This window comes from Providencia sp. LY12 (genome assembly GCF_057621555.1).
In genome coordinates this window covers 3920417-3932604 of the sequence record NZ_CM172594.1, presented here as the reverse complement: position 1 = coordinate 3932604, position 12188 = coordinate 3920417, and the positions used below count along the sequence as shown (strand labels likewise).

Here is a 12188-nt window from a genome sequence, read left to right as displayed (position 1 = left end):
ACCTCCTCAGCGGGATGCTGGCACAGTGTGAAATTGAAGGTCATCCAACAGAACATCAATGCGTTGACGCTGCTGATAATAGCTGATGGATTGAAGCCCTAATGGCCTGAGCACCTCCACTAACTCGGCGATCCCCGCTCCGGCATCACGAGGATCATGCGTATCGGATCCGATGGTCAATGGAACATTGTTCCTCAGTAATTTCTTCAGCAAAGCGCGGGAAGGATAGGACCATCTTCCTGTAATTTCTCTACCCGTCGTAGGGTCAAGGCTAGATTTGCGCAGGCCCGAAGCATTCAGTTCATATGCAATACCGCTGCGTACGAGCAGCGCAATCAACGGTTCAAAGCGATGCAAAAACACATCCTCTGGGATTGCACGCAGGAGCGTGTCAGCGTGTCCAACCGAATCAAACAGGTTGCTTTCCAGCAACGCTTCAAGTTGAGCAAAGTACTTGTCCAAAAAAGAAGTTGCTGCTAACCGGTGCAGTTCCCAGACCTTCACCACCGGCTCATTGGTAACAGTGACGTAGTGAATTGAACCGATGACAAAATCCATTGGATAGTGGGCAAGTAATTGTCGGTTATAACGCTCAGTACCCGGCATATAATCGAGCTCCAGACCGCGTAGCAGTGTGATCTCGTCTTTATAGGCCTGCTGTGCCTTATCAATATCGGTGAAATAGCTCTCCAGTTCCGATTCCAGCAAACGGTTCTGCGCATCCACCGGGAACGGAGCATGATCAGTGATGGTGAGTACCTTCACCCCTGCAGCAATCGAGGCACAAACAAGTTCGTCAATGGTACCTACAGCATGTTTCGAGTAGAACGAGTGGCAGTGCGAATCAATCATGCAGCCTTCCATTGTTCAAGCAACCCGGAATGCTTCCCCATCTCTTTGACCAGCCAGTAAGGATTATTGGCGGTCGCGATAATCGCGCGAATCTGCGGGGTGTCTTCCAGCCGCGCTAGCAGTTCGGTTAACGGATGGGTATATAACGCGCACGACAAGGGATTTTCCCGCACATGGCTCGCCAGATGATGCCAGTCAATCGCATCAGAATGGATATTTGCAACACGCTCGGTCTCAATACCGTACAGAAACACATCGCCGTTGGGTTTAATTGTCACATCCATGCCATTGGGCTGGGGTGCACGGTTCAGGCTGCCAAAGGTAAAAGGTTTATCCACTTTGGACTCAATCGCGGCAATATATCCCTGCAAGTCCAGATAACCTTCCGGTGTATCTCTTGCCGGATGAACCAGATTTTTGTAGTCGATGTTAAACGTGTCAGCACCTATCAATAATTTATCTTCTAGTACGCTGACAGGACTTATGCTGGCATTAATTCCCCATAAGGCCAATTCCCTCACAAGATATTCGCGAGTAAAGGCACGATCGGTATCAATTGAGCGAAATGAAAAGCTGAGCGATGACGGTTTTTTGCGCCGAACATAGTCTATGCTAAATCCATGCGCACGCCATTTTATTTTTTCAATATGATGACTATCGGAACTGAGGCGAATATTACAGGTATCACCATTTGCTGAGACAAGACTATTGATCTTATCAAAAATCTTTTCCATTTTTTCATGACGAAAAAAACCGCTGGTAATAAACTCAAAGTTGTTGCCCCCTTGGGACAACGCTAGTAATTCATAAAAAGTATTAATATTATTGAGTGGCTCACCTTCACCACTCACAGAAATACGTTTCACGGCTGGATCATTAATGAGTGTCGACAAATTGTCTCGTGCCTGTTTTGACAACTCCATGCTCTTACCTGTTGCGTGCTTATCCGCATACATGCAGAACGCACAGCCGATGCCACAGATCTGGGTGATATCCACATAAAGCAAATGACCATGTAATTCCATGTATAATATTCTACCTTCATTTTAATAAAGAAATTGTACACGCCATTATTTATAAAACATCCATATGGTTTTATTTTAAGCAAGTGTTAAAGATTTTAAGAGGAAAGTTCTAATCCTAAATAAATCGTATGAAGTGTTAAAAAATAAACTTGGTCTTTAAGACTAAACGTCAGCCGAGGTTCTGAGTGACACAGGACTAATTCAAACTTAGTCTGACTAGCATATAACTAAACCTAACCAATTCGGCATTTTGTACCAGCTAATATTTAAACTTCAATTTTTATTTCATCATCTTAACTATCTATTTTGAGCAAAAAATCAGAAAACGTCTTGTCGATCAGATCTGTTTTTCCTGTCTCAAAATCCAAAAAGTAGACCATATCATGTTGTTTATCGAAGCATATGTAGTTACCAAAGTTATCTATTGCAAAAGCAACGAGTAATTTTGATATTTCAGCAACACCTCTGTTCAGTCTGATGATATTTTCTTCATCATCAGGATTGAATGACAAAAAGGATTTAATCATTCTCTCTTGTGATGTAGTCGTACTAAATACACTTACCGGAGGTCGGCCACCATTATATTTCTTAACAAAATCCACATAGGAATCGGTGAATTTGTAGCCAAGTTTTTCCTCGACATCTGAAATTAGGCTTTCCGTTACCAAAGGTTTTATATAACGCCATTCTTTCATTTTCTCTATCCTCATAATCAACGGTTTTCTCTACCACCGCCCCAAATGGCTTTACCACCGGTATGTCGGTTATTTTGATGCTCTTCCGTGCTGACCAGTTGCATTTTGCCTGGCTCTTCACTGTGATGCCAAGTATAGCCATCGGGAGTTTCACCATTTTCAATTTGTTCTAACTGTTCATCGGTGAATTGTTGTGCAAATTCAGGATCGTTGTCTACCTTTTCTTTAAGAGCTTGATTCGCATAATCTGCTTGCGCAGAATCTCTTGCCTGCGTCAACGGTTCGGGAAGTTGTAGATCAATGGTACTATTTAATTGCGGGAACACACCTTCAACTTCTACGCCATTCACTTCGACAGTTTTTCGTTCATATATAACGCCATCGTCACCTGTTTGACCTTCTTTGCTTTCATTTATTGTTTTTATGTAAATTTTTCCATTTTCATCGATAGTAGCATTTTCAAGTAAATTTACTGAGCACCCGAGCTTTTCTCGATAATAATCTTTTTCCTCTTGTGTTAAGGGGCTGGTTTCAGTTTCTACACATTCAGGCTTTAAGTCTGCTACTTCCAAAATAGGACGATCCAGTTCGCTTAAGTCGATGTTTATCGGGTCAATACTTTCTAATGTTTTCGACAGTTCGGGTTGTAGCTTATTTGCAATCTCTTTAATTGCCATTAAATTCATCATCATGCAAGTCCTCTCTTAGCGAATTGTGTCCACTCAGAGTAGAGTTTGATATACAACTCTCCACTAGGTACTAATGATCTGAGCAGAGGCTGAATCAACATAATCACTTGCTCTTGAGATGCGATATGGCACTTTTCGAAAACCAGGTTTTGAAGATTAGAATGCATTTGCTCTATGCTCTTAGCTCGGCAAATAGCGTTTTCTAACTTGTTCTTACAGCCTAATAAATATGGCACAAGAAATGAGAAGTCGCTGAATAGCATTTCAGTCAGACCAGAGTGTAAATACTTTCTGAGTTGAATTTTCATTTCAGTGGGCAAATTACTTCTATAGAGCTCTTCTGCCAATTGCTCTTCATTTGCTTCTGACGGCACTTGATTGTACTCACACAAAATATGGGTGAGTAGATTAAAACGAAATGTCATTTCACTTATAGCTCTGTTTGGTGCTGCTTGATAACGGTAAAGCCTTTCTTTCCCAGGAAAACGGCTAACTTTACACAGTACAGCTTCGAGCCATTCATTCTGATAGACTACTGCCACTCCCCGCGGTAAACGGGCTATTTCGTCAACTTGCTCATCCGTTAGTGCTGCAGATTTACCAGCCAACAATCGGTCAGTTTCATCCGGTAAGCGCATTAAGATTTTAGTATTGGTATTGCGAATAGCTGAAATATGCACCGCTGACGGTGATTGGTCAGCAATGATAAAGCCTTCGCCATGCGTACGCATTTCGGCGATAGCATTAGACAACATTTCGACCGATTTTTCAGCGACGCTGCCACCTTCTCCACCATTACCTGATGGGTTTGCTCGCAAAATATTGTGAGCTTCTTCTAAAACAGTGATGTGTTTTAGCTGCTGGTTCATCACCATTTTCTCCGCACGGTATTCACCAAGTTTTATGATCAACAGCCCCATCAGAAGCGATTTTGTTTCTTGTGATCCTACCCGGCTCAAATCAATGATGACGTTACGGTCGAACAGGTTAGCATCGCTGATTTCATCAGCGGCAAAGATTTGGCTGTTCAGTCCGTTAACCATTGACCGAACACGCGTGACTAATGCACCTGTATAGTTACTTTTTATTTCATCTGAGTAAGCCGATTGAGCGATTACAGATTCGAGCTGGATAAGCAAATCGGCAAAGGTCGGGAACAACGTAGAACAATACGCTGACGTAGAATCGTGTAAATCCCATCCAGAGGCTTCATAGCTTCGCAGTACTGCATCTTTGAGAATTGCAGGCATTGCTGCATACATTGGCCAGCAGACGTTAAATACTTCAATCAAGCGATCCACATGTTCAAGTACATGGGTTTGTTCCGGAAAGGAAAACGGATTGATTTTCAAAAGTTCTGTAAATCGGTTATTAGTACCTAAAACACGTACATCTTGGCGATTTCCGAAGACGTGCTTGTATTCACCCTTTGCAGGTTCAATAACCAAGAATGGAATGTCTTGTTGTATAGCTTGATCCAACAGAGCGTAAACCGTGTTGCTTTTGCCAGAACCTGTAGAGCCGGTGATCAGGGTGTGGCTTGTCAGTTGGTCAAGGTCTAACTCCACAGTTTGTGGTAAGTCGGTCCATAAATGGCGTACCTGACCCAGCGATATGGTTCGTAAGTTGGTGTCAGCGAGACCAGCGTTCAGCGTTTGTACTTTACGGCCAAATGCAGCGGTTTCCTGTACCACGACGGTAGACGTAGAACGGCGAGGAAGGCTTAGCTGTAGCGCCATTTCCTTGCTCGAGACTAAGGTAGCAGGAGTAAGGTAGGGGATGTGAGTATTCCCTGCAAAACTCGGTTCGAGTCTAGGGTGCACGAGCTGTCCCAACCATTGTGTTATCGCATTGGCTTTTTTGCCAGCCCATGTGGTCAGCGCAAAATCTTCCATAGACGACTGAGTACCGCGAGTTAGCCCCAAAAAAATACTGGATAGCGCTTCGCTGGAGGCTGCGCTATCACTGACAAAGTAAGCGGCACTGAGCCAGCCACCATGGCTTTTAGCTTCGTTGATTCGGTTTAAGTGGTGATCGACCTTATCAAGCATATTTAAAATCCCTTTGTCTGCCGTCTCAAAACTGACTTGCTGTGTTGAGCCGTGCGTTTGGGTTATGCCTTTTGTGTTGGTCGTGCTACGTGTGTCAGTCTTTGTCGTTGTAGCACTTGTTGCCATCGACTGGTTGGTCGAATGACTGCTACTTTCACTTGTTGAAGTAGAATCAGAGGAGCCGACTGTGTCTTGGGTTTGGAACATACTCGCAACTTGACCACCAGCGATCATGCCAATTGGGCCAAAGCATGCACCTATTGCCATCGCACCAATTCCCATGGCTCTGTCTTTTTTGTTCGGTGATGTCTTGCTTGTAGTTGTGGTGTGAGTCTGAGTGCTTGAAGTAGTGGTACTTTCACTGGTACCTGTTGTTTCGGTCAGTCCGAGGCTTTCGCCCAAAGAGTGGCTTAACCCTTCGCTGATGCTGAGGTTGATAGCATCACTGTCCTGAACGCCATAGCTATATTGGCGACTCGATAGCGCAGAAAGTTGCGTTGCTACTTGCTCATAGCCTGTACGAACGGTATTCAATGCTTGCATAGATACCGGCTCGGCTAAGAGCAGCCCCTCGTAAGTACGGCTTTCTGCTGCATCGATAAAACGTTCCAGTCCTTGCATAAAGTTCGTTTGGTCTTCTGTAGAAAGTCCTGGTACGCTGCTAACAGCAGTGACCGTTTTAATTGAGTCACTGTCACTGAGCCCATCTAATAGTGCGTCTACGTCGGTACCTGTGAGTGTCGTAAGTTTGCTGCCCGGAAAATGCCCTTTGAAAGTTTCTTGCAACAAATCGCCTGAGTTTTGACCGAGCATTTTCCCCGGCTCACCACGTGTGCCAATATAGAGCAGTGTCTCTATTCCGTCAGATTTCAGGAAGAGGAATACAGTGTATCCCGCTGCGCCCAATGCAGTATAAGCTGCAGTGGTGCTTTCAAGTACGGATTGCTTGTTTTCCTGTACCAGACGTTCCACACGGAAAATACGTACATCGCCGCCTCTGTTAAGTAGTACGCTTTGCTGGTTTTTCACTGGTAACACATCGTAGTGTTTGAGTTCAGCAAGATAGCTCTTATTAACTAGCGCATGAGCCGCTGATAGAGTTGTCAATGCCTTTTGTTGTGCGGGAAGCAATTCGGTTTCGGAAAAAAGAGTTTTTCTCTCCGTCGCAGATAAATTCATCGTAGACTCCATTAAATAATGACAGCCAGAATGACTAAAGCTATAGCTGCCACCACGCCACCAATCAACATCAAGGATTTCAGTACATTGTTCCCTGGTTGAGATTCAGGGCAATGAATGCTGCCCGTCGATGGTTGCTCTTGATCCGGGGTCGATTGTTTTGGTGGGTGTTGTGGCTGAGTGTTCGGCAATGTTGCAAGGCGAGCGTCTTCTTGTGCAATCGTAAACACATGCTCACGCACTACGACCATATGGCGAATACGTTCCAATGAGAAGTTGGATGTCGCATATAGCTCTTGTTTATGGTAGTAGTGAGTGTCCCATTTCACCTTGTCTTGTTCCATCTGCTGGGAATATGCGTTTTCTTCGTAAACAACAAAAAGAGTTGGATATTTGGAGAGTGTCCAAGCTATAGCTTGGGTAATAACCGCCGTTGATAGACGCTTATCATTCATTTCCATAAATAGTGAAATGCGAACAGAAGATAGGTCACCACTGTTCACGCTGTTGCTTAGCGAGCGAGATGGGGTAAACCCTGTTAAATCAACAGATGAAAAATCAGCGCTCATTGTGTTTTCCTTTGTACTTTTGACTTCTTCGTGGCTTGTTGTCGAACTGGAGGCAGGGCGGGAAAAACCAGCGATACCTCGTTCTGTTAGGTGACTTTTCACCTTAATAAGGTGCTCTAATCGTTTTAAACAGAAATTTTCTTCTGCCATATGGAGTTGCAAGGCGAAATAAGCTCCCCCCTCCCGTTCCCACTTATAACTGTCTTCACTAATTGGATATGTGGTGCTATTGGTTCGGTATTCTTCAAAAAGCGCACGTTTGTCATCTAGAAATTTAGATAATATTTGGTGGAGTAACTCTGCTTTAAAATCCCTGCTTTTTATAAAGTCGATGATTTTCGCTTTAAACTCTGTTGCTGTTAAATTTAGTGCAACAAATTCCGTAGATTCTGTCATAGTATCAGGCCTCAAAAGAACGACTGACAATTTCAGTCGGTCAGTAACGAGTTAAAACTGTAAAATGGCTTCCAGGTCTTGCTTTATAGCACTAATCTCTTCGATATCGGCTTTCGCTTGGACGATGGCATTTTCGCGTTGAGTTTGGCTTTCAACTTTTTTCTCTAGGTCGTTAAGAATGGTCGAAAACTTCGCACTGAATTCGCCTTCCAAAAATGCCAGATAGTTGTCAATCAGTTTGTCCTTGTCTTCTCTAATACGTTGAACAGCGTCGCCCTTTAAGGAAGCAAACTGATTACGGATTATGATCATCCGTTCTTTCCAAAGTTCTTGAAGGTTAACGTATTCTTCTGTTTTGTACTTAGCCACTTCGCGACGAGAAAACCACGTAGAAGGACTAAACAATTCAGGATCGTACACTTTGTCGTAGTGGCTAAAAACAGATTTTTTGCGGATATCATCTTGTTTTAATTCGATATCAAGCGAGATACTTGAAATGGAATGCTTTAAGGCCTGATAAACAGGGAGTTCCAACGTATTGCTTTCTGGAAATAATGCAGCAACATAGCTTTGATACTCTTGATATAATTCCTTTTTAATTATTTCTTGTGATCGTAAAAATATCTTATCGTACTCATTAATGCTACGATCAAACAAAAACTTAATTTCTTTCGACGTGTTATCGATTTTGAATTCTGCTTCTTTACTGCTGACGTCACCGATAAACATGTCGCCCAGCTTCCCAATACGTGCATAGATGTCTATCTCTATATCGTTCAATGTATTGTGTACATCCATCGGCAAATCGCGGCCTTCTAGTTTGAGCTGCTCTTTGTAAGCCTGAGTATTAAACCCCTTATCACGTTGTGTTTTGAGGTTGTGAATTTCAGACTGCAGCACTGAAAGTGCTTGTTCATCAACTTCCAGTTGTTTGATTAACTCTGCTTCTTGCATTCCACGTTCAATAGCTGCGGTCATGGCCAAATGAGCGCGGTTGAGTCGCATTGGAAAGCTGTATTTATTGATGTACTCATCGATAGTGGCTTCAACACTAGGTAAGCCACTGTTCAGAAGAGCACGCCACATCGCTTTGTCTTGTAAAGCGTCATCATTTTGCGCCTTTTCCTGCATTGTTGACATTACAGAGGTACTGACCGACATGTATTGCGGGAACGCCATACTTGGTTCTTCAAGCAACAGGTCGGCAATATTTGTTTTGTCGTTACGCTCAGCACGAGTTAATTCACCTTGCTTACGCAGCAAGTAAGCCATACGAGCAGAAATAGGGTAGAGATTAGGGGCATGAATACCATTCTTTTCGAGATAGCTTTTCACGTGATTTAGCGCATCTCCGATGTTTTCGCCCTTTTCAGGGTCAAATCTATCCATCTGGTTCACTACGAACAAAAAACGATCTTTGCTTTGCTTGCCGCCTTTATGCATTGTTTCGGCTACAAGTTTTAGCAGCTGAGCATCATCGTCTGTGCACAATTGCGTTCCATTCAAAACATAAATAATGAGTGGATTACGTTTCGAATCTTGAATAAATCCCAATGTTGTTCGCTGGTGTTCAGGGTCTTGGCTATTATTAGGCCCCGGAGTGTCGGTCAGCACGAGACGGACATTGCTGTTTTCTTTGATAGCGCGGATATTACCTGTCAACCTGATGGTTTTGGTTTCACCGTCAGAGTTCCACGCTTTCATGATTGCCAAGTCAACATCATCCATATGCTCAATGCGATTGCCATTGCAGTCGAAACGTTCGCCGTAAAAAGCATCGCCTTTGGATTTGTCGTCAAAAATGTGGGCAATGGTCGCGGTTGTTGCTTCGTTCGCTGCGGGCAGCAAGTCTTGCCCCAGTATAGCGTTAATAAAGGTGGATTTGCCTGAAGACATGGTGGCAACCACATACACATCAAACTCATTGTTCAATGCGTCTTCGAAGTCTTGCTTGGCTTTTAGATCGCTATTCGCTAAGTAATCAGAAAACTTTGGTGACTCTTCACTGACTCGTATCATTAGGGCTTTGATTTTTTCTAGTCGCTCTTCAGAAGACACAACAGGATTGAACTTCAGTTCAACACACATGCCTTTTTGGATTGCATTGCTGGCAGCTTCTTTAATGTCATTGAAGTCCGATTCTACGCCTGTGAATTCAATAAAGAAGTCGCTGCTTCCATTAAACAGTGCCTGCAGGTCATCAAAAATCTGTTCTACCCACAGCTGTAAGCGTTTAGAGCTATATGCCGTGATGTTCGAACTTTCAGATGGTGAATGGCCATTAATGAGAAATTCGGTTTCTACTAAAAATGGGTTATGAGTTATAGCTATGTGATTCATAGGGAAGTCTCGTTTTGATTTGATATTGATTGTTTGTTTTAATCAGGCAACATTTATACTGCGCCCATGATGAGAGCGTTCACCGTACTTAAGCCGGTGTAGTCAATAAAGGCATGCAGCTCTTCTTTACTCATCGCAGGAATTTTTCCTTTTGATATTTTTACGAGCCTTCTTCGCACATTTTTCTTCAACACTTGTGGTACGCATACTGCTGCACTTCTGAAGTGGAAAGGGTTTTCTCGAAAACGCTCTAATTCAGCTCTAAGGATATTTTGCTCTGTGCGCCGCAGTTCAACGTTATTCAGTAATTTTTTTGCTATCAAGGCTGACTGTGCCATCAGAGGTATAATTTGGGCTTTATTGTAACCGAATCCTTCCAGATATTTGCGCGCTAAAGCTACATAATGTTTGGCGGTTTCACCTTTTTCTTCGTCCAATTCATCGACTTTGTTTAGCGCAAAGATCACAGTCTGTTTTGGATTTATTTCACGAATGGTACGAATGATCTCTGCGTCATCATTGGTACCGAGCTGTGTTGCATTTAGCACGAAAAGAATTGGGCTTGCCGGGTAAGCCTTTACGGCATTAATAAACTGTTCTTTATGGCTAACATCCATGCTGTTATTGGCTCCCGGAGTATCAATTAATGTGTACCCTGCCAGCATTGAAGGTAGTATTCTCCCTGAGACCTGAACGGCTATATCAATACTTGCGATTTTGTCTGATCGGTTCCATAGCCTGATTTGCTCAGGGCATAGGATGTTACTTGTTTCAACAACGCTTCCTGTGTGGCAATAAGCTTTTACACTAGATTTAGTATTCACGGTTACAATTATGCGAGCAACTTTAGCGGTCGTCGCCTCGTTGCCTGTGGGTAGTAACTCTTTACCAATAAGGGCATTAATTACAGAGGATTTTCCCGCACTCATAGATGCCGCAAAGAGTATGAATTTTTGGGGGGTCTTCATAACATTTCGTTTTCCGTTTCGATGCTTACCTGATCTAACCAAGACCTAAGATTTTTGCGTATGTATGTATCGAGCTCACACGGAGAGATAACTCGAATATTAGGTATCCAATATTGAATAATTGGCGCTATTTGATTGTAATTCCATGCTGAAGATGAAATAACGAGAGTTCCATCCTGACGTTTTTCAATGATTTTTTGTTTTGGCAGAAGTGCTTTACGTTCAAAGTAAAATGCAACGTCGCGCGACACTTCAAGAGTGACGTTAAAAATGGGTTGCCCAAACCAAATGGTGTCTTGTCCTTTAATTTTCTCAACAATCGATGGCTCATAGTCAAAGCACTCTTTTTGGACGCATATGAACTTAATACGAGCAAGTGAGAAAGTCTTGAGTATGCCTTCTGAAGTTGCTGCTAAGTACCAACTGCCATGGCTGTAAACCATGAGATATGGTGAAACCATCCGAGACTTATCTTTGTATAAGAAGCTAACGTTTCTTCGATTTTTAATCGCAGCTTCAAAGGTTTTATGAAGCGAAGAAATAAAGTCAGCCTCAAGAGGTTGCTCTTGAAAGTGATAACAATCGCTGGTTGAGTCATTAATAAAACTGCGAAGAAACTGAGCAGCTTTAAGTGGAAGTGCTTTTTTCAGCCCAAGATCATCAACCAAGCGAACAAGATCTTGTTCGTTATATTGGCTCCGAGCAGATGCCGAAAGCAGGTAATTTCCTGTGTTTGGACAACGGTCGAGAATAGAACGTAAACGGTTAAAATCCCGGTAAATTGTTTTCGTACTGACATGAAATTTTTCAGCCAATTCAGCAATATTTAGTGCCTGTCCAGCATAAGCCATGGCGGTAATTTCGGCTAAACGGTTTGCAAGAATGTTGCTTTTCATAAAATTTAGGTCGAATACTTTAAAGAATATCGCATATATTACACAAAGGTTGAGACAGGTTGTGTCCCTTGGAAACTTTAATTTTCATTTTTCCTGATTAATTTTAGAATTAATGATTTTGCTCAATATCACACAGATCAATATCACACAGAAAAGAAAACCAAAGTTATTGATTATTTTGTAAGACTAGGTTTCCACTAACAGTGGCTTAACTGGGCGCTTTTGCCAAGTATAAAACGGTTGAACGGCTGAGCTTCATCGCACGGCATAAATGCTTAATGGGATATTGTGTTTTATGCTCGCCCTTAGCCGTAAACTAAGGCTTATAAGGTAAAATGGTAAATTATTCCAAAGCAAATCCGTCCTCACAGGCCATAAAGACGACGAAAAACTCGCTTTCACATCAAACAATATAAGCAACTTATCTTAAATAAATGGTTTGAATTATAGGCAGAGCGAAGAAACCTAGCAATATTTTTTATCTATTTAAAATAAATAGATATGAATACTCACATATAGAGTTATGCG

General features: G+C 42.6%; 9 protein-coding genes. All 9 read right to left on the bottom strand.

Annotated features, from left to right (window positions below; translation table 11 throughout):
• Nucleotides 1–6: 6 nt before the first annotated feature.
• Nucleotides 7–852 carry a histidinol-phosphatase gene (locus tag ACY3ZI_RS18620; protein WP_487375672.1) on the bottom strand — a complete coding sequence of 282 codons (846 nt, stop codon included), beginning with the start codon at nt 850–852 and terminating at the stop codon, nt 7–9.
• Entirely contained in the window at nt 849–1877 is a 1029-nt protein-coding gene (locus ACY3ZI_RS18615) for a radical SAM family protein (RefSeq protein WP_487375671.1), read from the bottom strand. The genes ACY3ZI_RS18620 and ACY3ZI_RS18615 overlap by 4 nt, the downstream gene beginning before the upstream one ends.
• Before the next feature lie 293 nt (nt 1878–2170).
• A complete protein-coding gene (locus tag ACY3ZI_RS18610; RefSeq protein ID WP_487375670.1) occupies nt 2171–2572 on the bottom strand; it encodes an SMI1/KNR4 family protein in 402 nt (133 codons plus the stop codon).
• Nucleotides 2573–2589: 17 nt separating this feature from the next.
• Nucleotides 2590–3264: an HNH endonuclease gene (locus ACY3ZI_RS18605; protein WP_487375669.1), complete on the bottom strand. Its 675-nt coding sequence runs from the start codon at nt 3262–3264 to the stop codon at nt 2590–2592.
• Nucleotides 3261–6491: an ATP-binding protein gene (locus ACY3ZI_RS18600; protein WP_487375668.1), complete on the bottom strand. Its 3231-nt coding sequence runs from the start codon at nt 6489–6491 to the stop codon at nt 3261–3263. Before ACY3ZI_RS18600 ends, ACY3ZI_RS18605 begins: the two co-directional genes overlap by 4 nt.
• Nucleotides 6492–6502: 11 nt before the next feature.
• Nucleotides 6503–7456: a hypothetical protein gene (locus tag ACY3ZI_RS18595; RefSeq protein ID WP_487375667.1), complete on the bottom strand. Its 954-nt coding sequence runs from the start codon at nt 7454–7456 to the stop codon at nt 6503–6505.
• A gap of 51 nt (nt 7457–7507) precedes the next feature.
• Nucleotides 7508–9796 carry a dynamin family protein gene (locus ACY3ZI_RS18590; protein ID WP_487375666.1) on the bottom strand — a complete coding sequence of 763 codons (2289 nt, stop codon included), beginning with the start codon at nt 9794–9796 and terminating at the stop codon, nt 7508–7510.
• Between the two features lie 53 nt (nt 9797–9849).
• Complete coding sequence (locus tag ACY3ZI_RS18585; RefSeq protein WP_487375665.1) at nt 9850–10764, bottom strand: dynamin family protein; 915 nt, start codon at nt 10762–10764, stop codon at nt 9850–9852.
• The gene (locus ACY3ZI_RS18580) at nt 10761–11660 is read right to left on the bottom strand and encodes a helix-turn-helix transcriptional regulator (RefSeq protein WP_487375664.1); all 900 of its coding nucleotides are present in this window, start codon (nt 11658–11660) and stop codon (nt 10761–10763) included. Before ACY3ZI_RS18580 ends, ACY3ZI_RS18585 begins: the two co-directional genes overlap by 4 nt.
• Nucleotides 11661–12188: the final 528 nt, after the last annotated feature.

What these genes read in the sequence shown, in the direction of transcription:
- ACY3ZI_RS18610 (WP_487375670.1), bottom strand. Translation starts at nt 2,572, where the DNA reads ATGAAAGAATGGCGTTATATAAAACCTTTGGTAACGGAAAGCCTAATT.
- ACY3ZI_RS18620 (WP_487375672.1), bottom strand. Translation starts at nt 852, where the DNA reads ATGATTGATTCGCACTGCCACTCGTTCTACTCGAAACATGCTGTAGGT.
- ACY3ZI_RS18590 (WP_487375666.1), bottom strand. Translation starts at nt 9,796, where the DNA reads ATGAATCACATAGCTATAACTCATAACCCATTTTTAGTAGAAACCGAA.
- ACY3ZI_RS18615 (WP_487375671.1), bottom strand. Translation starts at nt 1,877, where the DNA reads ATGGAATTACATGGTCATTTGCTTTATGTGGATATCACCCAGATCTGT.
- ACY3ZI_RS18600 (WP_487375668.1), bottom strand. Translation starts at nt 6,491, where the DNA reads ATGAATTTATCTGCGACGGAGAGAAAAACTCTTTTTTCCGAAACCGAA.
- ACY3ZI_RS18605 (WP_487375669.1), bottom strand. Translation starts at nt 3,264, where the DNA reads ATGATGATGAATTTAATGGCAATTAAAGAGATTGCAAATAAGCTACAA.
- ACY3ZI_RS18585 (WP_487375665.1), bottom strand. Translation starts at nt 10,764, where the DNA reads ATGAAGACCCCCCAAAAATTCATACTCTTTGCGGCATCTATGAGTGCG.
- ACY3ZI_RS18595 (WP_487375667.1), bottom strand. Translation starts at nt 7,456, where the DNA reads ATGACAGAATCTACGGAATTTGTTGCACTAAATTTAACAGCAACAGAG.
- ACY3ZI_RS18580 (WP_487375664.1), bottom strand. Translation starts at nt 11,660, where the DNA reads ATGAAAAGCAACATTCTTGCAAACCGTTTAGCCGAAATTACCGCCATG.